Consider the following 24,597-nt stretch of genomic DNA (forward strand, 5'->3'; position numbering starts at 1 on the left):
AATGAATTGTAGCAATTTTATTAAGTAGTTGTAGTGTTTCTTTGTTTTATTTAAATGGATTATTTTAAGTTAATGTGAGTAAGGTTTGGTACATATGATATGTACTTCTTTTTGTGGTTTTAGGAAGTTTAAAAGGGGGAATGAATTTCTTGAGGAAATCATTTAATCAAAAAATTAAAAAGTTAAGTAGTAGTTTAATAGTTGTATTACTAATATGTATGAATTTTTTAATCCATTTACCATTTAAAGCAGAGGCAGCTACAACAGAATTAAAAGGTTTAGGTGATGTATCTTATTACAACGCCATCATTTTTGGAGATCATAGTGCAACGAGTGCGGATATTGAAGGTGCGATGGCTGTTCAGAAAAATATGAACGCATCAAGTTATACAGTCGTAGCGGCTGCAACTGGAGCAAATAACTTAGCTGGAGCAACTTGGGTAGATGAAGGATATCCATCATTATTACTAGGCGGTCAATTTACGAAAGCGGGAGCAGGACAAGTAATTATTCAAGATGGAACAGTGGCGATGACAAAAGACGGTGACCCAGATGGCGCAATGAAAACATCATATGACCGTATCTCTTATAAAGAGCAAGCGGAGATTGATGCTAAGTTTAAAGAATTTAGAAAAGACGTTGATGGTGTAATTGGGGATGCAAGTAAACTACACACTGATAAGCCAAAACTTAATATGAGCTTTGGAATCGGTGAAGATGTAAACAACCCTAATATTTATGTCTCTTCAGGCCAAACTGGAAAGAAAGCATTTGATGTAAAAGACGTTTTTCTTCCGAATGTAGAGAATAAAGACTTTATTGTTATTTATTCAGATGCAGAAGAAGTGAGTTTTGGTGGCGGTGCAATTTTGTATGATACAAGAAATACTGGGATGGCAACGGATTTAATTAATACATCTCAAGCATACGATCCTAATTCATCTTTTACTGAGTTAGCTAGTAAGGTAATTTGGGTATTTCCTAATGCTACAAAGATAACAACTAAAGGTTATGGTGTAGTAGGTAGTGTGTTTGCACCTAATGCAGTTGTAGAAACAAAAGGTGGTTCTATTAATGGACAAGCTTATGTTGGAGGATTACACCAAAGAGATGGTTTTGAGGTTCATAACTTTAAATTTAACTGGCCAAAGTGGAATAAACCAGCAGCTGAAAAAGGACATTTACAAATTAAAAAAGTTGATGAAAACGATGAAAACATTGTTTTAAAAGACGCAAAATTTGATGTTATAGACAAAGATAATAACGTTGTGGCTACTGTTACAACAAACGAAAAGGGTATTGCGGAAGTTAAAGATTTACCACTTGGTGACTATTTTGTAAAAGAAATAAATGCACCAGAAGGATATATAAAAGTTGATACACCAGTCAAAGTAACAATTGATAATACAAACGTAATTGAACTTGTTATGAAGAATACGAAAAAAGTAGAGAATGGCCAATTTAAATTATTGAAAAAAGATAGTGAATCTGGTCAACTTCTACCAGGTGCAAAATTTGATGTTATCGATAAAGATGGGAAAGTTGTGGAGACAATTGTTACAGATGATAAAGGTGAAGCCTTATCGAAACAACTTCCAGTTGGAAGCTATACATTAAAAGAAGTAGCAGCACCGAAAGGATATGAATTATCATCTAGTTCAGTATCTGTTGATGTAGAGGCTAATAAAGTAGTGACTGTAGATGTGGTGAATAAAAAGATCCCCGAAAAAGTAACAGGTCAATTTGAAATTGTGAAAGTAGATGCGGAAGACAAAACGAAAGTATTATCAGATGCAGAATTCGAAGTGTATAAAGATGGTAAAAAAGTAGATACGTTACGAACAGATAAAACTGGTAAAGTAGTTTCTCAGAAATTAGAGCCAGGAAAGTACACATTAAAAGAAACGAAAGCACCACAAGGATATAAGTTGTTAAAAGAAGAAATTGAAGTCGTTGTGGAAGCAAACAAAGTAGTAGAAGTACAAGTAGAAAATGCGAAAGAACTAGGAAGCTTACAAGTAATCAAAAAGGATGCAGAGAGTGGGAAAGTTCTAGAAGGCGCGCAATTTAGACTGAAGAACGAAATTGGTCAAGTAGTTGGAGAGGCGAAAACAACAAATAAAGCTGGTGTTGTAACATTCGAAAACTTAGTGCCAGGAAAGTATACGTTGGAAGAAACGAAAGCGCCAGAAGGTTATAAGGCGTTAGAAGTAACAGTGGACGTAAACGTTGTAGCGAACGAAGTAGTAAAACAAGAGGTTACGAATGAAAAAGTAACAGGTCAATTTGAAATTGTGAAAGTAGATGCGAATGATAAAACGAAATTGTTATCAGGTGCAGAATTCGAAGTGTATAAAGATGGTAAAAAGGTAGCGGAACTGAAAACAGATGAGAGTGGAAAAGTGATGTCACCGAAATTACCGCTAGGTGAATACACAGTGAAAGAAACGAAAGCACCAGCGGGCTACAAGCTTTCAAGTAAAGAATGGAAAGTAACAATTCAAAACGAGAAAGAAGTAGTAAAAGTAGTGGCAGAAAACGAAAAAATCTTAGGTTCTCTACAAATTATTAAAATGGATGATAAAGATCAAACGAAACGCTTAGCAGGAGCAGAATTTACATTGAAAGATGCGAAAGGAAATGTTGTAAAAGAAGAAATTACAACAGATAAGTCTGGAACGGTTAAAGTAGACGGACTTGTGCCAGGTGAATATACGTTAGAAGAAACAAAAGCACCAGAAGGTTATGAGTTAACAAAACAAATAATTCATGTAACAGTTGACGGTGAAAAAGTTGTTGGTGTAAAAGTAATGAACAGTAAGAGCTTTGGTCAATTCGAAATCGTAAAAGTAGATGCGGAAGATAAAACGAAAGTATTATCAGATGCAGAATTCGAAGTGTATAAAGACCGCAAGAAAGTAGATACATTACGAACAGATAAAGCAGGTAAAGTAATTTCTCAGAAATTAGAGCCAGGAAAGTACACATTAAAAGAAATTAAAGCACCACAAGGATATAAATTGTTAAAAGAAGAAATTGAAGTCGTTGTGGAAGCAAATAAAGTAGTAGAAGTACAAATAGAAAACGCAAAAGAACTAGGAAGCTTACAAGTAATCAAAAAGGATGCAGAGAGTGGGAAAGTTCTAGAAGGCGCAGAATTTAAACTGAAAAACGAAGCTGGTCAAGTAGTTGGAGAAGCGAAAACTACGAATAAAGACGGTGTAGTAACATTCGAAAACTTAGTGCCAGGTAAGTATACGTTAGAAGAAACAAAAGCGCCAGAAGGCTACAAAGCAGTAGAAGTAACAGTAGAAGTAGACATTGTAGCAAATGAAGTAGTAAAACAAGAAGTTATGAATGAAAAAGTGAAAGAAGAAATTACAGGTCAATTAGAAATTACAAAGGTAGACGCTAATAATACAAATAAAATATTAGCAGGCGCAGTGTTTGAAATTTGGAAAGACGGAACAAAAATCGACACATTAACAACAAATAAGAGCGGTAAAGCGACTTCTAAGAAGTTAGAACCAGGAGATTACACTTTAAAAGAAATCCAAGCGCCAGAAGGATATACTTTATCCGATAAGGAAATGAAATTTACGATTTCTAATGAAAAAATTGAATTTGTAAAACTTCAAATTACAAATAAAAAAGATACAGAAAAAGGTCCGGAAAAACCAGGTGAAGGAACAGAAAAACCAGGTGAAGGAACAGAAAAACCAGGTGAAGGAACAGAAAAACCAGGTGAAGGAACAGAAAAACCAGGTGAAGGAACAGAAAAACCAGGTGAAGGAACAGAAAAACCAGGTGAAGGAACAGAAAAGCCAGGTGAAGGAACAGAAAAGCCAGGTGAAGGAATAGAAAAGCCAGGTGAAGGAACAGAAAAACCGGGTGAAGGAACAGAAAAGCCAGGTGAAGGAACAGAGAAGCCAGGTGAGGGAACAGGAAAGCCAGGTGAAGGAACAGAAAAACCAGGTGAAGGAACAGAAAAACCAGGTGAAGGAACAGAGAAGCCAGGTGAGGGAGTAGAAAAACCTAATTTACCAGAAAAAGGACAAGGTTCTTCTAATAATCAACAACTTCCAGCTACAGGACACAATACGAATTACGTTCCATTCATCGGTTTTATGCTTCTGCTACTAGGAATACGTTTAAGATTCATGGCTAAAAATAGTTAAAAGATGTAAAAAAGGCATCAGAGATTGTATAATCTCTGATGCCTTTTTAAGTGAATACAGATGAAATGAAAATATCTATATAAATGATAAATATTTTAAGCTTCAATTACGCTAAGCATTCTGTTTATAAATGCAGCTGCGTGTGCACGTTGTGATGGTCCTTTTGGTACGAATTGATTAAATTCATTACCTTTTACAATTCCAAATCCATACACTCTTTGTACTTCTTCTTTAGCGTAAATTAAGTTTTGGTCTACGAATGGTAGTTCAACTTGTTTTGCAAAAATACCAGCGTGTTTTAGAGAACGATCAATCATAATAACAGCTTCTTCGCGTGTAATTGTAGTATTTGGATCAAATGTATTATCACCACGTCCGCGGATTATGCCTGCGCTTGCTGCACGATTAATACCGTCTCTTAAAGATGGGTGTACTTGTTCTAAGTCTGTGAAATTAGCATTTCCACTTGGTAATTGTAAAGCACGAGTAATTAATGTAGCAAATTCAGCACGCGTTACAAGACGTTCTGGGAAGTACTTGCCGTTCCCTTCTCCTTGCATAATGCCTCTAGCTGCTAATTGACGAATGTCTTGTTCATACCATCCACCTGTAATGTCATCAGTTACTGGATCTTTTTGGTTTTCTTTATAGTATGTTTCAGTTCCTTTTAAGAAAGCATTCCATTGTCCGCGTTGAATCATAAACGCAGGGCAGTTTTTTCCTGACCAAAATTGATGTTTTTGGACCTTATCTAGAGAAATATTTAAGTCGTTCATTAAATAAGCTGCCAATTTACGGGCATTTTCTACCGCTTTTTCATAGTTTCCATCTTGATTAACGGCAATTTCAATTCCGATAGATTCATAGTTTCCAGTTTTATTTCCAGCATGCCATCCAACTTCATTTACTGGAAGATGTTGATAAATTTCTTTATCATCTACTGTGAAATGCCAAGATGCGGCGCGATCAGCTGTTCCGCGTGCTTGATTATCTAAGAATTTTGCATGATTTAGAGCATTAGCACCTTTCGCTGTATTAGCCGTTTCGTGAATCGTAATATATTTAGGCACCATCGGGTAGCCAGGGCGAATATCGTCATTTCCTTTTGGGACAATCATTTCTTTAAATGTAACGCCATAAATATTGTTTGTTTGTAGAGCTTCTGGCGCTCTCAATAAACTATTTTTAGCAGAACGACTGTTTTTTAATAATGAAGCTTTTGTACCTTCAAATGTAGAAGAAGGTGCATAAATCCATTTTGCTGTTTCATTTATTTGGACTTTAAACCAATTTCCAGCTTGTTCAGTAGGAGTAATGACTTGTGGCTGCAGTTTCCCTTCTTCTTTAAACGATTGGAACGGAAGGGCATGTATGGAAGCTTCCTCTTTTACGATTAATTTTTGATTAGATAGTTTATGAATCTCTTGGACTTCTAAGCTATTATCATTGTTATCTATCCATCCAGCGCCAGTTGGCGTCGTTATGTAGTAAGCATTTCCTTTTTTCTTTGTCGCCGTTACAACTTGTTCTGTAATCTCGATATTCGATTTGTTTTTTAAATCATTCGCGGTATATAATGAATGTTTTTTTGAAGTGTATAGTAGGAATTGGCCAGTAACCTCTATATCTTCTTCATGAGTACTATGCTCATTAACATGCTCTTTAATACTTTTAAAAACTTGATCTTCCGTATATACTTCAGCGGATTTTTCAGCACTCTCTGCAAATGAATAAGTAGGTGCAAGAACAGTTTGTAATGCAAGAGAGAGAGTTAAAACACTATAAAATTTCTTTTTCATATTTTTTTAACACATTAGATTATGGAATCTAGTGTTAACATTCCTCCTTTATATATTGTATTTTCGCTATGTGACGATTTTTTGTACTAATAAATTTTAACAAGAGAAAATCACGATGTCTATATACATGAGCGATATTCATAAAAAGAATTATTTGAAAAACTGTAAGAGAAACAGGTAAAACCTTCTGTATTGACCTGTAAACGCCCTTCAAGTAAACTAAAGAGAGTTTGCAAATGAAAAGGTGATAATGTGTTAATTTCAATTAAAACGTTACAAGATGATCGTTTTTTACGTCCGCTACAAAATATTGGCGGCTTATTTTTTGAAGATAGTACGATTGGATTTGAACAAGAGGAAGCGAATCTGATCGTTGATATACACATTGAGGATAATGTGAAAGCATCCGCTCGATTAACGGATGTTAGCACAGGAAATGTGTATGAAGAAACATTCTCGAAAGATTTATCTGCTTTCACAGATGAAAAAGAGCGTATGAAGCAAGTGAAGCACGTTGTTTCTTATGTATATCTTTCTGTTCTTCAGCAGTTAACTGGACTTGAACAAAGCTGGGGTATTTTAACGGGAGTACGTCCGACGAAACTTCTTCATAAAATGCTTCAAAATGGTATGTCAAAAGAAGAAGCGCATCAAGAACTTCGTGAAAGTTATTTAATTCATGAAGAGAAAATTGAACTTCTTCAGCGCATTGTTGATTGCCAATTAGCAGTTGTTCCGGATTTATACCGTTTGAAAGAAGAAGTAAGTATTTATATCGGTATTCCGTTCTGCCCAACGAAATGTGCATACTGTACATTCCCGGCTTATGCGATTAATGGACGCCAAGGATCTGTTGATTCGTTCTTAGGTGGTTTACATTATGAAGTTCGTGAAATTGGTAAGTTTTTAAAAGAAAAAGGTGTGAAAGTTACGACGATTTATTATGGCGGCGGTACACCTACAAGTATTACAGCAGAAGAGATGGATATGCTGTATGAAGAAATGTATGAAGCGTTCCCAGACGTGAAAAATGTACGTGAAGTAACAGTTGAGGCAGGTCGTCCAGATACAATCACGCCAGCAAAGCTAGAAGTGTTAAATAAATGGAACATTGACCGTATTAGTATTAATCCGCAGTCATATCATCAAGAGACACTAAAAGCAATTGGACGTCACCATACTGTAGAAGAAACAATTGAGAAATACCATTTAGCTCGTGAAATGGGAATGAACAATATTAATATGGACTTAATTATTGGTCTTCCTGGTGAAGGGTTAGATATCTTCAAGCATACGTTAGATGAAACAGAAAAGTTAATGCCAGAATCATTAACAGTTCATACGTTATCATTTAAACGTGCTTCTGAAATGACACAAAACAAACGTAAATATAAAGTAGCAGGTCGCGAAGAGATTACAGCGATGATGCACGAAGCAGAAGAGTGGACGCAAAAGCATAATTACGTACCATACTACCTATATCGTCAAAAGAATATTTTAGGTAACTTAGAGAACGTTGGCTATGCAATGCCGACGCAAGAAAGTATTTACAACATTGTCATTATGGAAGAAGTACAATCAATTATCGGACTTGGTTGCGGTGCATCAAGTAAATTTGTTCATCCGAAGACGGGGGCAATTACGCACTTCGCAAATCCGAAAGATCCAAAATCATATAACGATGGCTTTGTAAAATATACAGAAGATAAACTGAAAATTTTAGAAGAGCTATTTGTATAAGAAGGAGAGTGTTCCAAATCGGAACACTCTCTTTTTTATATTGTCAGCTTTTGTCGGTAAGGCGATATATTCGAAAAATCGCTGCTATAAATTGAATTGCGTTCGATATATTTGAAAAATCGCCAATATAATTTCATGTACCAACGGTTTGCACGTGTTGTAAAACTATGTCGATAATAATCAGAAAAATTAGTCAAAACATTGAAGGACAATGTCTACTTATGGACGAAATGATAGATTTATGAAAGAGAAAAGGGGGAAATTGTTGGCATGTACATGACGATAGGGAGAATTTTTGATTTATCTGTTGGTAAGTATCCGAATAAAGAGGCGTTAGTGGAACCTGAAAAAAATATTCGCTGGACATATAAACAGTGGGACGAACAAATAAATAAAACGGCACACGCTTTATTAGAAGACGGAGTAAGAAAGGGAGATACGGTATCTGTTTACTTATATAACTGCCATGAATTTGTAAACGTTTACTTAGCTTGTGCGAAAATTGGTGCGATTTTTAACCCGATTAACTTTCGTTTAAAGGCGAAAGAAGTATCTTATATTCTTCAGGACGCATCCTCGAAAGTCGTTGTCTTTGAAAAAGCAGTTGAGTCAACTGTTGCTATCATTGAACGAGATTTTCCAAATACATCTTTTTGGTCTATAGAAAACGATAAACCTTCCTATGCAAGTTCCTACCATGAAAAAGTGAATGCAGCATCTTCTGAGAAAGTAAATATCGAAATTGATGAAATGGACTTTTGTTCTATGCTTTATACGAGCGGTACGACAGGTCATCCGAAAGGTGTGTTACATCGTCATCGTGAAATGACTGAGCATAGTATGATTTGTACGTATTTCCTAAAATATAATAGAGATAGTGTGGGGCTTGTTGTTGCGCCTTTATATCACTGTGGTGAATTAAATGCCGGAATCATACCACGCATTCAAGTTGGCGGGAAGAATGTCATTTTGCATCATTTTGATACAGAAACAGTATTACATACGATTCAAGAAGAAAAGATTACGACGTTCTTTGCAGCACCGACGATGTGGAATATGTTGTTGCAAAAAGATTTAACTCAGTATGATTTAACTTCAATGAAAATTGGTATATATGGCGGAGCGGCAATGGCGCCGGCATTAGTGAAGGAATGTAAAGAACGTCTTTATATTGACCTTGTTCAAATATACGGAATGACAGAAATGGGACCAGTTGTTGCGTTTCTCGTAGAGGAGGATCAAATTACGAAAGCTGGTTCAGCAGGCACGCCATGCTTTAGCCATGAAGTTCGTATTGTGAAACCGAACGAGGAGGCACCAGCAGAACCAGATGATGTATTACCTCCTTATGAGGTGGGAGAAATTATTTTACGTGGCCCAACTATGATGTCTGGCTATCATAATCGCGAAGAGGCAAATAAAAAATCGATGTATAAAGGATGGTATCATTCTGGTGATTTAGGATACTTCGATAAAGATGGTTATTTATTCGTTGCAGATCGCGTTGATGATATGGTAATTAGCGGTGGTGTAAATATTTACCCTCGTGAAATTGAAGATTTCCTTCATAGTCATCCCGGTATATTAGATGTGGCGGTACTTGGTGAGCCAGATGAATTATGGGGAGAGCGTGTGGTGGCAGTTATTGTGAAGAAAGATGAAACAATAACAGAAGCAGATTTAGAAACGTATTGCAAAGAAAGTGACGAATTAGCAGATTATAAGCGTCCGCGTCATTATTTATTTGTAGATGAACTTCCGCGTAATGCGAGCGGGAAGTTGCAGAAGTTTGTGCTGAGGGAGTCGTTGAAAGGGACAAAAAAATAGAAAGTGGGGGATACCCACTTTCTATTTTTATTTGCGTGAAAAGCCTTCTTCATCAAGGTATTCCGCAGCTTCTGGATAAGAGTTGAATGTACCGTCTAAGTTTACACCAGCGTACACGTTCCACATGTCATCCTCTGAAATAAGAGTAAGAATATGACCATCTTCGTTCTGCCATTCTTCTTCTTTCGCAGGTTCTACAGGTGCTACTACTTCTTCTTGTGATAGAAGGTCAATTGATTTCTCAATTACTGAACGTAATTCTTCTGCTGAAAACTCACGGATGTTAACCATACCTTTATCATCCGTTTTGTAACCTTTAATACCGCTTGCATACACAAATCCATTTCCATTTGGGTGTAAATGAAATACAACGTTCTTTTTATCTAAACGACTTTCTTCAAAGTGGAAGTTTACACGTTTTAATGATACGTTCTTTCTTTCTAGTTCTGGGAAAGATTCAATAATCGATAATTTTTGTTCAAAAGTTAGCATAGTGCCTCCAAGTATATAGTAAAAGATTTAATTTGTTCATTATAGCATAGTTGCAATTGTTTCCAAAGATAAGGGAGAAACTTTTCATTAAATCCGTTTACGTCACGAGAATGTAAAAAGTGAGCTAACGAATGTATCTTTTTAGGTGTACAATGGAACATGGACTTTATACAAAGGTGGTTTTTTTATGTTTCAAAAAATAGCAAAGGAATGTTTAGCAGGATTTACTGTTGCGATTGTTGCGTTACCACTTGCGATTGCATTTGGTATTGCCGCGACAGGAACGTCTGAGGGAGCGCTTGTTGGATTGTATGGTGCAATTTTTGCAGGTTTATTCGCAGCGTTATTTGGCGGGACACCTGGGCAAGTAACGGGGCCAACTGGACCAATTACCGTTATTGCAACAGGAGTTATTGCGACGCACGGGTTAGAGGCAAGTTTTATTGCCTTTATGATGGCAGGGTTATTTCAAATTTTATTCGGTGTATGTAAGCTCGGTTCTTACGTTCGATATATTCCGTATCCTGTCGTTTCGGGATTTATGAATGGTATTGCATTAATCATTATTTTAGGCGAAATAAAGCACGTACAAAATAGTTTTTTACTTGTTGTGTTAACGATTATTGTAATGATTGTTTCTGGTAAATGGATTAAGGCGATTCCGTCTAGTTTAGTAGCACTAGTCGGTGTGACAGCTTTGCTTCCTTTATTTTCTTCTCTACTCGAAGGACTTACAGTAAAGTTACCGATTATCGGAAATCTTTCACTAAATAAAGTAATTGAAAAGATTGGAACCATTCCAGAAGCGATGCCTACGCTTCATATTCCATCTTTAAGTGGAACAGGAATAGCAGCACTTATTTTGCCAGCGCTTAGTATTGCTTTATTAGGATCGATTGACTCGTTGTTAACATCGGTCGTAATGGATAATGTGACAGGTACACGTCATAAAAGTAATAAAGAACTGGTCGGACAAGGTATCGGTAATATGATGAGCGGATTGTTTGGCGGATTAGCAGGTGCAGGTGCGACTGTAAGGTCTATCGTTAATATAAGAAGTGGCGGTAAAACGGCACTTTCGGCATGTATGCATAGTGTTATCTTATTTATTTTTATTATGGGTCTTGGTTCGGTCGTACAATATATTCCACTTGCTGTATTATCAGGTATTTTAATTTTAACTGGTATTGGAATGTTCGATTGGGGAAGCATGAAAAAGATGCATGTCGCTCCTAAAGGTGATGTCGTTGTTATGCTCGTAACGATGATTGTAACGGTGAAGTTCGATTTAATGATTGCTGTTGCATTCGGTATTATTCTTTCGTTCATCATATATATGGTGAAATGTAAAGAACGTAAAACTTCTATCGTAAAAGAAAAAGAAGAAACGTACACAATTCAAGGACCGCTCTCTTTCCTATCAGTAGATCGTATTTTCTCTACTTTACAAGATGTGAAGTCACCGGTTGTTTTACGTATGAAAGATGTGCGCTATATGGATGTATCAGGAGCTATGGCATTATTAAATTTTGTTGAGCAATCAAGTAAAGTAGGAGCAAGTGTAAAGCTTGAGCAAGTACATCCGAGTATTGAAAAAACAATCGTAGTAATGGCAAGCGATGAACAGAAAGAGCAATTGAAAATCTTAAGTGTTTAGATGGTAATTAGAATATCTCACAATCTTACATAAATTATAATGTAGAGTTGTGGGATATTCTTATAATGTTTTTAGTAATATGTATCGCAGTGATAGAGAGGAAGGGCTCTTTTGGCGTAACAGAAACAGTTATAGTGTGTACATATATAATGGAAGGAATTAGAAAAAATATTGTGAAGAGACAGGCTTAAATGGGTTCTCTTTTCTATTTTGAAAAAAAAACCAAGTATTCAACCTATAATAAATTTGTTATGATAACCAATGGGATAAAGTGAATCCCTATCGTTTAAAACAATATGTTTGAGAGTATATGTATAAAAGAAAAGAGAAAAAATATGAATAAAACATTTGTAAAAGGAGCAGCAATTTTAACCATTACAACTTTTTTGTCGAAATTGCTTGGTAGTTTTTTTCAAATTCCATTACAAAATATTGCAGGAGATGAAGTGCTCGGTATTTTCCGCCTTGTTTTTCCTGTATATATGATTGCTCTTACACTATCGGTAGCCGGAGTTCCACTTGCAATTTCGAAACTAATTGCAGAGTTGAACGAAAAAAATAAGCAAAAGGAAATTGCGAAATTATTTAAATCAGCGTCAATTATAGGGATAGCATTTGGCGTTTTCGGTTGTTTAGTCATTGTATTATTTTCTATTGAAATTGCAAATATGCTCGGTGGACAAGAAACTAGAATGCCGTTGCTTATTACTTCATTAGCATTACTCATTGCGCCATACATGGCGGTGTATAGAGGATATTTTCAAGGTTTCGGTGATATGAAACCAACAGGGGTATCACAAGTCATTGAGCAATTTGTACGTGTGTTTTTTATGTTAATAATTGCTTACATACTAGTATCGTGGGATAAGAGCAATACTGTTATTACTAGTGGTGCAATGGTTGGCTCTTTTCTTGGAGTCATTAGTTCGCTTATATATTTGCGTATAAAATATAATAGAAGTCCATACTACAATAAAAGCAATTCCTATTCGCTCCGAGATTTAAGAGAAAACGGCAAAAAGATATTGCGGGTATCGATCCCAATCGCTATCGGAGCTTTATCAATGCCACTTTTAAATTTAGTAGACTCGCTTACAATACCGCATGTATTACAAGGATCATCAACAGAAATTCAAGAACAATTTGGAATATACAGTCGCGGTTTTGCATTCACGCAAATAATTGTTATTTTTGCAAGTGCAATTGTATTTCCGTTAATACCACTCTTAACTTCCGCATTGGCCAAAAGAGATATAAATTTGGCGAAAATAACAATTCAAAATACAAATCGACTAGCGCATGTTTTGACAGCACCATTAACAATATGGTTGATGGCATTAACAGTACCGTTAAATGTCGGATTGTTCACAGACGTAAAAGGCAGTAGTATGTTAACAGTTATGATTGGCAGTTCGTATTTTACTGCGGTTATGGTATTATCAATAGGTGTTTTACAGGGGATTAATCGTTCTGCACAAGCTGCATGGATTGTTATTGGCGCGAGTTGTGTGAAAGTCGTGTTAAACATTATGTTAGTGCAGAAGTTTGGCATAGATGGAGCGGCGTATAGTACATTAATTACTTACGTATTGATTTGTATTGTAAATCATTTGTATATTCGAAGCTATATTGCCTATTCTATTCATTTCAAAAGCTTTTTCGGTGTGCTAGCAATAGCATGTATTTTCGGACTAGGATTGTATGAACTATGTAATGTGATAGATGTTACATCTTCAAGAATTATGACGTTATTATTCAGTGGTATAGCATTAAGTATTACAGCCATTTTGTATGGTGTATGTGCTTTGAAATTAAAATGGATATCAATAAAAAAAATACCATTTTTGAAAAGATAAATATAGAAATTTAATTTTTTATTAAAATTCATATGAGCTGATAAAGAGGAAACTATGCAGGGTATTAAGTGTTTAGGTAAGGAATGGGTACCAGTTTATGTTAGATGAAATAAACGGTTACCTAGTTTTGGAGGAGATTTAGGGTGCGTTTAGTCTTATCAGGATATTATGGTTTTTATAATGTTGGAGACGAGGCGATTCTACAATCAATTATTGAATCGTTAAGTAAAGAGAACCCGGATATAGAACTAGTAGTACTATCAAATGATTCTAAATATACAAAGGAAAGGTATGGTGTAGAATCGGTAGATCGCTGGAATATAAAAGCTGTTTATCATGCAATCAAAAACAGTGATGGAGTTATTAGCGGTGGCGGGAGCCTTCTTCAAGATCAGACAAGTACGAAGAGTATTCTATATTATACGGGTATTATGGGACTCGCTCGATTATTAAAAAAGCCATATTATATTTATTCACAAGGAATAGGTCCAATTACAAAAGGATATAATCGTCTATTAGTAAAATGGAACTTGTCAAAAGCTTCCTATGTATCAGTTCGAGATGAGGACTCGTTTTTATATTTAAAAGAACTTGGCATAAAAAACGATATTGAAATTGTTCCAGACCCTGTTTTAACATGGAAACGGACAAAACAATCGGATTGGTTGCAAAAGCATTCGATACATGGAAAAGTAGTCGCGGTTAGTGTGCGTTATTGGAATGCAAAAGAAGATTATATAAAAAAATTAGCTGCGGCATTAAAAAAATTAAAGCAAGAAGGATACCAAATTTTATTTGTTCCAATGCATGAGCCATTTGATCAAAAAGCTTCGCGTGAAGTAGTAGACTTAATGGGAGAAGAGACGTATATGCTTCCATATAAAATGGATATCGACGAGAAAATATTCATTTTATCACAATGTTCATTACTAATTGGTATGCGTCTTCATGCACTTGTTTTTTCTGCTGTAGCCAAAACTCCAATGGTCGGGATTTCATACGATCCGAAAATTGATTCGTTTTTAAGTCAAGTGAATCAGCCAGTTATAGGGAGTGTGGATGGCGAATGGAGTGCTGAATATTTATATGAAATTGCGAAAAAGCAATTAATGCAACAAGGAACTGTGCAGCAAGAGTTACAATTGACAATAGATGAGCTTCGGTTGCAAGGCAAACAGGCAACAAAGAAACTCATTGATCATATGGAAAAAGGCACTTTATTAAAAAAGTAAAGTGTCTTTTGTTTTGTTTTGAATGTAATGAAAATTCTAATTAAAAAACGTTTTATTTTAATTCCTATTTATTATGCTAAAATGATTGTGATTATTATATAATCAAATTTGTGATAATAAATTCGTAGATTACGAGGAGGATAACCTTGAAGACTTTTTCAAAAGGTATAACAGCAGTGGCATTAACGGGATCATTACTTTTAACTCCTATTTCAAGTTATGCAGCAAATGATGATATTACAGGACATATGTTTGAGACGCATATGCGTTCACTTATTACTAAAGGAGTTTTAATGGGGTATGGAGACAATGTATATGCGCCTGATAAATTAGTAACAAGAGCAGAGTTTGCTACATTCATAGCAAGGGCTTTAAATTTACCGAAAGCTGATTCGAATTTCGAGGATGTGCCGAAGACTTACGGTTTATATGATGGTGTAAGTAGAGCATATGGAGCGAAAATTATTAATGGTCGTACGAACGAGACATTCTCACCAAATGATGTGATTACACGTGAAGAAATGTCGATAATGGTAAAGCGAGCGTTAGACTATAAAAATATTAAAGTAGCTGTAAGTCCGCTTACCTTTACTGATAAAGATAGTATTAACTATAAAGAGCATGTGCAAGTTATGGTGGCTACTCAAATTATTAAAGGGTATCCAGAAGATAATACATTTAGACCACATTTATCAGCTACAAGAGGGATGGCTTCAGCTATGTTGGATCGCATGCTTCAGACGATTGAAAAAAACGGAAATAGCAATCCTGTAGAAACTAAGAAATATGTTGTGACAAATGTAAGAGAAAACGGAACAGAGCAAGAAGTAGAGCGCTATAATACGTATAAAGAAGCGGTTACGGCTGCTCAAAATAAAGGTATGAATGCGGTAAAATACGAGAACGAATTTTTATGGATTAAAGATGGTTTTGCAAGTGCGAAAAGAATAACTGGGCAAAACATCATTAATATTTATGACGAGAATTTATCAACAGTATATACGTATATTCAGTATGGAACAGAATTGAAAGTGTTAGAAGTTGGCGAAGATCGTGTGAAAGTTCAACTTTCTGGTTTGACAGGTTATGTGAAGAAGAATGAAATCACTTTAATTCCTACAAATGAAATGAAACAGTCGTCTTATTATGTGAAATCAGATGGATATTTATACCATAAATATTATACATATAATACAAGTTCACCTGGATATACAGAATTTAGATATGGTGTGGCACCTTCTTTCATGAAGCAAGGACAGCAAATGTATAGTGTAGATGGAAAGACATTTGGAGACGAAACTTTCTATCAATATTTCAATTATTTATCATTACGTTCGAAAACAGATTATACAGCTGAACAACTAGATAGTTATGTGAAATCGATTAAGCCAGACTCTCCATTAATTGGTTTAGGAAAGAAATTTAAAGAAGTAGAAAGCAAGTATAATGTAAATGCATTATTCTTATATTCATTAGCAATTCATGAAAGTTATTATGGAACAAGCGCTCTTGCAAAAGATAAAAATAATTTATTTGGTTTAAAAGCAACAGACGATAGTCCATATGGTAACGGGGAAGCATTTAATTCAAAAGAAGATTGTATTGAACATGCAGCAAAATTATACATGAATGAAGGATATTTAAATCCAGGACATTGGCGTTATACAGCAACATATACAGGTGATAAAGCTGCTGGTTTAAATGCGAAATATGCATCTGATGCGAACTGGGGTAAAAAAGTAGCGGGGCATATGAACCGTTTTGATTCTTATTTAGGTAAAAAAGAATACAACAAGTACAAACTTGCACGTGTGATGAATAACGTGGAAGTGAAAAAGAATCCTAGCATATCAAATGAGCGACTGTATCGTTTAAATACAAATGCAGTTGTCACAGTTACTGGTGAAGAAATAATAAATGGAAAAGCGTGGATTAAAGTTATTTCAGATAATCCTACTGTAACTGAAGCGTATATCGCAAAAGAAAGCTTAGAATATGTAAAACATTAATTAAATAAAAAAGAAGGTGCTACTGATATTTCGTAGCACCTTCTTTCTATTCAATTTCAAAATCAACAATGGGATAAGCGAGTATAACAACGAAGAAAATACTAACGGCTGGCGCTGTTAATACGTGGCCAGACATAAAGCCAATGCCAAGTGATAGAATGAGTGTGCTCGCTAATAGCATATACTTTACTTTCATGATTTTCTTAAAGTTTGTGATCATGCGGATGAATAATTTAATACCAAAGTATAGAAGTGGTAGTAGGTAAATAAGGAAACCGACAATGCCAAAGGCGAAAAATAGGTCATGGAAGTCCATTTCAATTAATTTAATTTTATCTGTGTAGTTACCAGCGTAACCCATTCCGAATAGTTTTTGTGAAAGCGGTGCGTCTTTATAGTATTGTTTGTATGTTTTTAAGAATTTGTCGCGATCACTGTAAATCAAACTTTTCATTTCAGAATCTGTAAGTTCACCTTTTGCATGTTTTTTTGCATCTTCTGGATCTTCTTTAATTACTTTTCCTTCTTTTCGATCTTTCTCTTCTTGTACTGATTTTTTGTATTCGTATATTTGCATGTGAATGCCCATATTTTTTGCGATAGGAGTATGTGGTGTAAGAGCAATTAAGCCGCCTAGTATAACTGCGGCAACAACGGTATTTACAATATGTGTGAATCCTTTTCCTTCTTTTTTACGATTTATCATATATTCAATCAATGAGAAGAAAAGTGCTACTCCTAATGTAATAACAATTGCGCCATATCCGACTTTCGTTCCGACCATAATACTTGCATACATCGCAAGTATTGTTGGAATCCAGTAATATATTTTCGAGAAAGAAGTTGTTTTATGAATCGAATATAAGACAATGATTGGGAACATAATGGCGAAAAGAGAACTTAAATCATTTCCAGCGAAGAACCAACCTCTTGAACCGATTTTTGAGTGAGGATAGCTTGGGAAATCTGTTCCAGTTTGCATTGCGACAATCATTGTAATACTTAAAATTAAAGTTGCATATAAGAAATATGTAATGATTTTATGAAATACATACTCTTTATTTTTTAGCTCTTTAAACGCGATAATATATCCAAACAGTAGCACAATTGGATATACGCTCTTTAAGATGAATTTAACTTCTTCTCCAAATGAAACTGGAGATTTAACCATCATATTATTTACAAGACCGATTGCGAGTGCGATTCCGAGTAAACATAAATAGAGGATGTACTTTTTCGCATCTTGTTGTTTGTGATGAAGAAGTAGGTATCCTAATGCAAGAAGCATAAAGGCGAAACGGACTACAACTCCAACTGTTGCGCTCATGTGTAGTATATAGATTGAAAAAGATGTTAATAAATCTAAAATTGGTTGAAACACAATGAATAGCAATAGGAAATGTGGGAAGTAGTTATCCGTTTGTTTCAACTTAGTAACCATATGTTCCTCCAGTTCTTCATTCCTTTATTACAACACCCAAAAGATGGGTATAAAGCCTTTTTTACATAGTAAGGCGAATGAATTTCAATATTTGTTTTTTTATCAAACTTAAGAATACACCATTTCATTGTAATGGTAAATAGATGAAAAGCATGGATAAACCGACTTTAATTTCTATATTTTTCAACGGAATTGTATGTTTTATACGGTATATGTACAAATTGCGAGATTATTAGACAGAAAATTGAGAAAAAAGAAGGATTTTTCAGTGGTTTTCTATAATTATATAAGTATAATCTTTATGGAGAAAAGAGGGGTATATATAATGGAAATAACAAGTAAAACAGAATCTGTCGTTGTGAAATATGAAGGCCACGTTGCAACGGTTATGGTCAATCGCCCAGAGGTGTTAAATGCGTTAGATGAGCCAACATTAAAAGAGTTATTACAAAAGTTGAAAGAAGTAGCGGAAAGTTCTGCGCATATTGTTGTGTTATGCGGGAACGGCCGTGGTTTTTCTGCGGGTGGGGATATTAAATCGATGCTTTCAAGTAATGATGAAAGTAAGTTTGATGGCATTATGAATACCATTTCTGAAGTTGTCGTGACATTATATACGATGCCGAAGCTTGTTATTAGTGCAATTCATGGACCAACTGCAGGTCTTGGGTTAAGTATTGCGTTAACAGCTGATTATGTAATGGCGGATATATCATCTGTTATTGCAATGAACTTTATTGGAATCGCTTTAATTCCAGATGGAGGCGGTCATTTCTTCCTTCAAAAGCGCGTTGGTGAAAATATGACGAAGCAAATTATTTGGGAAGGTAAGAAATTATCAGCGACAGAAGCGCTTGATATCGGCTTAATTGATGAAGTAATCGGCGAAGATTTCCAAACGGCTGTGAAGCAAAAAATTAATGAATGGTCACAAAAACCGATTAAAGCAATGATTCAAACGAAGCAAATTTTATGTGAAGTAAATCGCTCTAATTTAGAGCAAACATTGCAATTAGAAAAGCGTGGTCAATATGCAATGAGACAAACAGCGGATCATAAAGAAGGAATTGCTGCGTTTTTAGAGAAACGTTTACCAGCATTTAAAGGGGAATAAAGTGGTCCATTCCTCACTGATTATTAGCTCGTTAATTCGGGATAAAGGGGAGAAAGTGCTAACACATTTTAGTATAATTGTGTTAGCACTTTTTTTAAGGAGTAATACATGAAGAGAATGATCGGTATTATGACTATTATTTTGCTTACATATTATGCTTTGCATAGTACACCATTTTTGGCAGTTCGGACTGCGTTATTTTTTGAGGGACATCCAAGTGTTGCGTTTTCTGGCGGGGTGACGAAAGAAAAAGATGTGAAAAAAGAAGCGATTCCAGATGAGTACCAAACCTTATACGGTAAGGAAGAAGACTCAGAGCACTATTTCTTTCCGCATGTAAGAGCACATGGATCAGGAATTGATATGTTAAGTGCATGCGTGAAGAAAAAATGGTTGTTCTATAAAGCAGAGCTCGGGTGTTATTAAATATAGGAGGATGAATGATGTCAGCATATAACAAGTTAGTAAGAGATCGTGTTCCAGAGAAGATTTTAATGTCTGGAAAAACGTATACAGCACAAAAATTAACAGGTCAAGCATACATACAGGCTTTAGCGAAAATTGGAACGGAAGAAATTCGTGAATTTGCTTCTATGAAGGAACGCGAACATGCGCTAGATTCTCTTGCGGATGCACTAGAAGTAATCATTTCATTAGCACGTGCGGAAGGTGCATCAATTGAAGATGTGGAACGCCTTCGTAAGAAAAAAGAAGTAGAGCGCGGTGGATTTGAAAGAGGGATTTATTTATTAGATGTTTCAGAAGAATAGTTTTATAGGAAAAGCATAGCGTTAATGAGTAACGCTATGCTTTTTTGTTGCAATGAAGCTAATAATGAAGAAGATAGCTGTTAATATCCAGCCGATTGTAATAGAAGTAGTAGTATGAACGGCATAAGAAACTTGTAAACAAAATAATGATGCTAAAAACCAAATGAGTGCAATGTGTATATATTTTTTTGATATATTCATATTTCAGGACTCCTTTTGTATACTAAAAAGAATTTTACTACAATTTAGAAAATTAAGCTATATAAGTAGAGGTTTTCTGGTGAATTTTGTATACTGAATAGTAGAGAAAATGAGGAGGAAACGACAATGGCACATCATGCGAGAGAAACGATGGAACTTATTAAGGAGCTTGTCTCTATTCCAAGTCCATCTGGAAATACAGCAAAAATTATTAATTTTATTGAAAACTATGTAAGTGAGTGGAATGTAGAAACGAAACGTAACAATAAAGGCGCTCTTATTTTAACGGTAAAAGGGAAGAATGATGCGCAGCACCGCTTATTAACGGCACACGTTGATACGTTAGGTGCGATGGTGAAAGAAATTAAGCCTGACGGTCGCCTGAGTCTTTCTATGATTGGTGGATTTCGCTGGAACTCTGTAGAAGGAGAATATTGCGAAATTGAAACATCAAGTGGCAAGACGTATACAGGGACGATTTTAATGCATCAAACATCTGTACATGTATATAAAGATGCAGGTGAAGCAAAACGCGATGAGAAAAATATTGAAGTTCGTATTGATGAGCGCGTATTTTCAGCTGATGAAGTACGCGAATTAGGAATTGAAGTAGGAGACTTCGTTTCATTTGATCCGCGCGTTCAAATTACAGAGAGTGGATACATAAAATCACGTCATTTAGATGACAAAGTAAGTGTTGCGATTTTATTAAAATTAATTAAAAGATTACAAGATGAAAACGTAACATTACCATATACGACGCATTTCTTAATTTCTAATAATGAAGAGATTGGATACGGTGGTAATTCTAACATTCCAGAAGAAACTGTTGAATACTTAGCAGTTGATATGGGAGCGTTAGGTGATGGACAAACATCTGATGAATATACAGTATCTATTTGTGCAAAAGACTCTAGCGGCCCGTACCATTACGCTTTACGTAAACATTTAGTAGAGCTTGCGAAAAAGAATCATATTGAATATAAAGTAGATATTTATCCGTACTACGGATCTGATGCATCAGCTGCGATTCACGCGGGATTTGACGTGAAACATGCGTTAATTGGAGCGGGTATTGATTCTTCTCACGCATTTGAACGTACACATGAAAGTTCTATTGCGCATACAGAAGCATTAGTGTATGCATATGTAATGTCTAATTTAATTGAAGAATAATTTCATAGATAATAGAGAGCTAATTAAAAATAATATTTTTAATCAGTTTTTTATTTGGCAAAGCGATTAGGAGACATGTCCTAATCGCTTTTTTATCCCGTAAAAGCCCGATTGGTGAGGGCTGATTAAAGTTTTATTTTATATACATTCATTATAAGTTATATATATGCGATTTTTGTTATACGGCCGGAAACGTATTTACTATAGATATATAATGTTATACACTATGAAAGGAATTAATTAATAGTTAATATTTTTTAGTTAGCTTGATTGAAAAAGTTGCATGAATATGAAGTTTTGAGAGGAGATTTATTTTTCATGAAGTACAAAGCAATAGCCGCAGGTTTATTAGCAGCAAATTTACTAGCACATCCAATTAGTAGTTTAGCAGAAACGAAGAAATTTCCTGATGTTTCAGATAGTGCGTGGTCGAAAGACGCAATTTATTATTTAGTAGAGAGAAATGTAATTAACGGTATGCCAGATGGTAACTTTATGCCATACGGAAATTTAACACGTGCCCAGGCAGCAAAGATTATCGCAACAGCAATTGGTGCTAAAGTAGATCCAAATGCAAAGCCGTCTTATAATGATGCAAAAAATAGTTGGGCAGCTTCATTTATTGCAGCCATGGAAAAAGAGAATATTATTAAAGGGCGAGAACCAGGAGTATTTGATCCTGAAGGAAAAGTAACTCGTGCTGAAATGGCAGCTATGCTTGTAAGAGCGTATAATTTGAAGAGCAAAGTAACAGGACCAGTTCCTACAAAATTCGCTGATTTAGAGAATCATTGGGGTAAAGAAGAAGTTAATATTTTAGTAGAATTAAAACTTTCTTTAGGTACAGAGAATGGCTGGAAACCGAATGATTCTATTACGCGTGAACAAGCAGCTCAGCTTACTGCGCAAACAGATAAATTTAGCAAGAATAGTGATCGTCCAGTAGAAACAAAGAAAATGTACATAGATAGAAAATTCATTACATATCACGCACCATCATTAAGTTCTGGGATTAGTGCAAATCAGCATAATCCACAAATGGTTGAAATTAAAGAAGAACGAGATGGATGGATCAAAATTGGAACAAGTAACGGTGATAAATGGACACCTCTAGTAGAGAAAACAGAAGTTATTAATGAAGGATTCACTACTTATGCAGAGGCTTCTTCTTCTTCAAAAGTAATGGGAACACATAACGCACAGCAAGTAACTGTTATTGAAGAGAACGGCAGCTGGATTCGTATCCGCATGGGCGCTGGTTTCCAATGGGTTAATAAAAATCAATTAAATCCAGTGAAGCAAGGTAACTTCTTAGAAGGAAAAGCGATTATCATTGATCCAGGTCATGGCGGAGTTGATTCAGGTAATCCAGGTTATTATGAGAAAGAAAGTGAAACTGTATTAGATGTATCACTACGATTACAGAAAATATTTGAGAAAAAGACACCATTTACTGTGTTATTCACTCGTACAGATGATACACGTCCAGGAACAAGTGCTTCTGATTCTTTAAAGAAACGTGTAGAATTTGCTCAAAAAAATAATGGGGATATCTTTGTAAGTATCCATGGTAATGGTACGGAAAGTAAAAATGGACAAGGTACAGAAACGTTCTACTATGAATCAGCGACAGCAAGAGGAACAAATCCTAACGTATCAGAAAGTCGTTTACTAGCAGAAAAAATTCAAGAGCGTCTTGTAGATGCACTGGGAACAAAAGATCGTGGTGTGAAAAAAGGCGATTTATACGTAATTAGAGAAAATACAATGCCAGCTGTATTAGCAGAATTAGCATTTGTAGATAATAAAAGTGATGCAGATAAAATAGCTACACCAGCGCAGAGACAAAGTGCAGCGGAAGCTATTTATCAAGGTATTTTAGATTACTATGAAGAAATGGGTAACAACGTGTCTTCTTTCCGTTAATAAATAAAAAGAGATTGCCATTGGCAGTCTCTTTTATTTATTAACGTTTCTCTTTATTTCCGGCATATGATATCATTTAATTTTATATATAAAAAAGTATTTGAGTAATTGTAATCATAATAATTTAAAACGATAGAGGATGATAATAGATTGAGTAATCATAGTAAAACACCTGCCTGTATATATACGTATGCATTTCGTGAGGAGGAGCGTGCTTTATGTTACTTGGAAATGCGCTCGTTCTTTGGAATGGAGTCCCACGTTAATATTTTAAAAAGTGATGTCAAAATTGACCCGAGTAGAAGTGCGTTTATGAAAGAGCGAATTGAAGTTATGTATGAAGGGGACGACTTAGAAAGCATCTTGAAACAAGTGGAACAAATTGACTTGGCAGGAGCGACGTTCAAAGTCATCTTCGTTAAAATTAATGACCTTGTTGGAGAGAATAAAATTGAATATGGAGCAAGACGTCTTATTGAACGAGACCTCGGCATGCATATTGAAGGAGAAGCGGATGTTCGTAATCCAGAGCGTGTATTCGGGATTGTTCCTCTAGGAGGACGCTGGTACTTCGGGCACTATGTAGAAAGCGAACCAGTTTGGTATCATCACATAAAAAAACCGCATAGTTATTCGACATCTCTTAGCACACGTGTTGCGAGATCAGTTGCAAATATCGCTGTACCAAATCCAGAGGGAGTACGAGCAATTGACCCGTGCTGCGGTATTGGAACAGTAGTAGTAGAAGCACTTTCTATGGGGATTAACATCGTTGGTAGAGATATAAATCCACTTGTAGTTCTTGGAACGAGAAAAAATATCGCACATTTCGGATTTGAAGGAACAGTAACAAAAGGTCCAATCGAGGAAATTACTGAGAACTACGACGTTGCCATTATCGATATGCCGTACGACCTATTTACGCATGCCACACCAGAAGACCAGCTCTCCATTCTTTCAAGTGCGCGCCGCATTGCTAAAAAGGTAGTCGTTGTAACGATGGAGACAATGGACGACATGATCCATGAAGCAGGATTTGAAATTACAGATCGCTGTATTACAAGAAAAGGATCATTTACTAGACAAATTCTTGTTTGTGAATAAGAAAGGAAGGTCACCCGTTTGGGTGACCTTTTTAGTGTAGTTTGATGTGTGATTGATTGGCAGTTTGTAGGCGGA

General features: G+C 35.5%; 17 protein-coding genes. 13 read left to right on the forward strand and 4 right to left on the reverse strand.

Features of this window, described 5'->3' with window-relative positions; translation table 11 throughout:
- Positions 1-149: 149 nt before the first annotated feature.
- Entirely contained in the window at positions 150-4,178 is a 4,029-nt protein-coding gene (locus MHI26_RS04555; RefSeq protein ID WP_340808684.1) for a SpaA isopeptide-forming pilin-related protein, read from the forward strand.
- Positions 4,179-4,273: 95 nt separating this feature from the next.
- On the opposite strand, the gene MHI26_RS04560 is transcribed toward MHI26_RS04555, so the two are convergent.
- Positions 4,274-5,977 (reverse strand): S-layer homology domain-containing protein, encoded by a 1,704-nt coding sequence (locus MHI26_RS04560; protein ID WP_061667411.1) that lies wholly within the window; start codon positions 5,975-5,977, stop codon positions 4,274-4,276.
- Between the two features lie 252 nt (positions 5,978-6,229).
- Here MHI26_RS04560 and MHI26_RS04565 point away from each other — a divergent pair, with 252 nt between their 5' ends.
- Positions 6,230-7,717 carry a coproporphyrinogen III oxidase gene (locus MHI26_RS04565; protein WP_000908777.1) on the forward strand — a complete coding sequence of 496 codons (1,488 nt, stop codon included), beginning with the start codon at positions 6,230-6,232 and terminating at the stop codon, positions 7,715-7,717.
- A gap of 270 nt (positions 7,718-7,987) precedes the next feature.
- Positions 7,988-9,544 (forward strand): fatty acid--CoA ligase, encoded by a 1,557-nt coding sequence (locus MHI26_RS04570; RefSeq protein WP_061667410.1) that lies wholly within the window; start codon positions 7,988-7,990, stop codon positions 9,542-9,544.
- 27 nt (positions 9,545-9,571) lie between these two features.
- Here MHI26_RS04570 and MHI26_RS04575 read toward each other — a convergent pair whose 3' ends face one another.
- Entirely contained in the window at positions 9,572-10,036 is a 465-nt protein-coding gene (locus tag MHI26_RS04575) for a hypothetical protein (protein WP_061667409.1), read from the reverse strand.
- 187 nt (positions 10,037-10,223) lie between these two features.
- On the opposite strand from MHI26_RS04575, the gene MHI26_RS04580 reads away from it, so the two are divergent.
- The 4 genes from MHI26_RS04580 (at position 10,224) to MHI26_RS04595 (ending at position 16,790) form a co-directional block, all read left to right on the forward strand.
- A complete protein-coding gene (locus MHI26_RS04580) occupies positions 10,224-11,693 on the forward strand; it encodes a SulP family inorganic anion transporter (RefSeq protein ID WP_061667408.1) in 1,470 nt (489 codons plus the stop codon).
- Between the two features lie 335 nt (positions 11,694-12,028).
- The gene (locus tag MHI26_RS04585) at positions 12,029-13,549 is read left to right on the forward strand and encodes a putative polysaccharide biosynthesis protein (protein WP_001044002.1); all 1,521 of its coding nucleotides are present in this window, start codon (positions 12,029-12,031) and stop codon (positions 13,547-13,549) included.
- A gap of 143 nt (positions 13,550-13,692) precedes the next feature.
- A complete protein-coding gene (gene csaB, locus MHI26_RS04590) occupies positions 13,693-14,781 on the forward strand; it encodes a polysaccharide pyruvyl transferase CsaB (RefSeq protein ID WP_061667407.1) in 1,089 nt (362 codons plus the stop codon).
- A 146-nt stretch (positions 14,782-14,927) separates the two neighbouring features.
- On the forward strand, positions 14,928-16,790 hold the full coding sequence (locus MHI26_RS04595) for an S-layer homology domain-containing protein (RefSeq protein ID WP_061667406.1): 1,863 nt from the start codon (positions 14,928-14,930) through the stop codon (positions 16,788-16,790).
- A gap of 46 nt (positions 16,791-16,836) precedes the next feature.
- Here the strand turns inward: MHI26_RS04595 and MHI26_RS04600 are convergent, their stop codons facing one another.
- A complete protein-coding gene (locus tag MHI26_RS04600; protein WP_061667405.1) occupies positions 16,837-18,231 on the reverse strand; it encodes an O-antigen ligase family protein in 1,395 nt (464 codons plus the stop codon).
- 301 nt (positions 18,232-18,532) lie between these two features.
- On the opposite strand from MHI26_RS04600, the gene MHI26_RS04605 reads away from it, so the two are divergent.
- The 3 genes from MHI26_RS04605 to MHI26_RS04615 all read left to right on the forward strand — a co-directional run bounded on the left by MHI26_RS04605 (position 18,533) and on the right by MHI26_RS04615 (position 20,115).
- Positions 18,533-19,345 (forward strand): enoyl-CoA hydratase, encoded by an 813-nt coding sequence (locus MHI26_RS04605; RefSeq protein ID WP_001999174.1) that lies wholly within the window; start codon positions 18,533-18,535, stop codon positions 19,343-19,345.
- A gap of 108 nt (positions 19,346-19,453) precedes the next feature.
- The gene (locus MHI26_RS04610) at positions 19,454-19,771 is read left to right on the forward strand and encodes a hypothetical protein (RefSeq protein WP_061667404.1); all 318 of its coding nucleotides are present in this window, start codon (positions 19,454-19,456) and stop codon (positions 19,769-19,771) included.
- Positions 19,772-19,788: 17 nt separating this feature from the next.
- Positions 19,789-20,115, forward strand: coding sequence for a nucleoside triphosphate pyrophosphohydrolase (locus MHI26_RS04615; RefSeq protein ID WP_001277348.1), 327 nt, complete (start codon positions 19,789-19,791; stop codon positions 20,113-20,115).
- A gap of 21 nt (positions 20,116-20,136) precedes the next feature.
- Here MHI26_RS04615 and MHI26_RS04620 read toward each other — a convergent pair whose 3' ends face one another.
- On the reverse strand, positions 20,137-20,316 hold the full coding sequence (locus MHI26_RS04620) for a hypothetical protein (protein ID WP_001027087.1): 180 nt from the start codon (positions 20,314-20,316) through the stop codon (positions 20,137-20,139).
- A 126-nt stretch (positions 20,317-20,442) separates the two neighbouring features.
- Between MHI26_RS04620 and MHI26_RS04625 the strand changes: the two genes are divergently transcribed.
- The 3 genes from MHI26_RS04625 to MHI26_RS04635 all read left to right on the forward strand — a co-directional run bounded on the left by MHI26_RS04625 (position 20,443) and on the right by MHI26_RS04635 (position 24,522).
- Positions 20,443-21,492, forward strand: coding sequence for a M42 family metallopeptidase (locus tag MHI26_RS04625; protein ID WP_000930045.1), 1,050 nt, complete (start codon positions 20,443-20,445; stop codon positions 21,490-21,492).
- 318 nt (positions 21,493-21,810) lie between these two features.
- A complete protein-coding gene (locus tag MHI26_RS04630; protein ID WP_000875339.1) occupies positions 21,811-23,418 on the forward strand; it encodes an N-acetylmuramoyl-L-alanine amidase in 1,608 nt (535 codons plus the stop codon).
- A 150-nt stretch (positions 23,419-23,568) separates the two neighbouring features.
- Positions 23,569-24,522 carry a TRM11 family SAM-dependent methyltransferase gene (locus tag MHI26_RS04635; protein ID WP_000064976.1) on the forward strand — a complete coding sequence of 318 codons (954 nt, stop codon included), beginning with the start codon at positions 23,569-23,571 and terminating at the stop codon, positions 24,520-24,522.
- Positions 24,523-24,597 lie beyond the last annotated feature (75 nt).

The sequence above is a fragment of the Bacillus sp. FSL K6-1218 genome, from assembly GCF_038006445.1.
Classification (GTDB): domain Bacteria; phylum Bacillota; class Bacilli; order Bacillales; family Bacillaceae_G; genus Bacillus_A; species Bacillus_A thuringiensis_S.

What these genes read in the sequence shown, in the direction of transcription:
- MHI26_RS04560 (WP_061667411.1), bottom strand. Translation starts at nt 5,977, where the DNA reads ATGAAAAAGAAATTTTATAGTGTTTTAACTCTCTCTCTTGCATTACAA.
- MHI26_RS04570 (WP_061667410.1), top strand. Translation starts at nt 7,988, where the DNA reads ATGTACATGACGATAGGGAGAATTTTTGATTTATCTGTTGGTAAGTAT.
- MHI26_RS04575 (WP_061667409.1), bottom strand. Translation starts at nt 10,036, where the DNA reads ATGCTAACTTTTGAACAAAAATTATCGATTATTGAATCTTTCCCAGAA.
- MHI26_RS04580 (WP_061667408.1), top strand. Translation starts at nt 10,224, where the DNA reads ATGTTTCAAAAAATAGCAAAGGAATGTTTAGCAGGATTTACTGTTGCG.
- MHI26_RS04585 (WP_001044002.1), top strand. Translation starts at nt 12,029, where the DNA reads ATGAATAAAACATTTGTAAAAGGAGCAGCAATTTTAACCATTACAACT.
- MHI26_RS04600 (WP_061667405.1), bottom strand. Translation starts at nt 18,231, where the DNA reads ATGGTTACTAAGTTGAAACAAACGGATAACTACTTCCCACATTTCCTA.
- MHI26_RS04605 (WP_001999174.1), top strand. Translation starts at nt 18,533, where the DNA reads ATGGAGAAAAGAGGGGTATATATAATGGAAATAACAAGTAAAACAGAA.
- MHI26_RS04610 (WP_061667404.1), top strand. Translation starts at nt 19,454, where the DNA reads ATGAAGAGAATGATCGGTATTATGACTATTATTTTGCTTACATATTAT.
- MHI26_RS04615 (WP_001277348.1), top strand. Translation starts at nt 19,789, where the DNA reads ATGTCAGCATATAACAAGTTAGTAAGAGATCGTGTTCCAGAGAAGATT.
- MHI26_RS04620 (WP_001027087.1), bottom strand. Translation starts at nt 20,316, where the DNA reads ATGAATATATCAAAAAAATATATACACATTGCACTCATTTGGTTTTTA.
- MHI26_RS04625 (WP_000930045.1), top strand. Translation starts at nt 20,443, where the DNA reads ATGGCACATCATGCGAGAGAAACGATGGAACTTATTAAGGAGCTTGTC.
- MHI26_RS04630 (WP_000875339.1), top strand. Translation starts at nt 21,811, where the DNA reads ATGAAGTACAAAGCAATAGCCGCAGGTTTATTAGCAGCAAATTTACTA.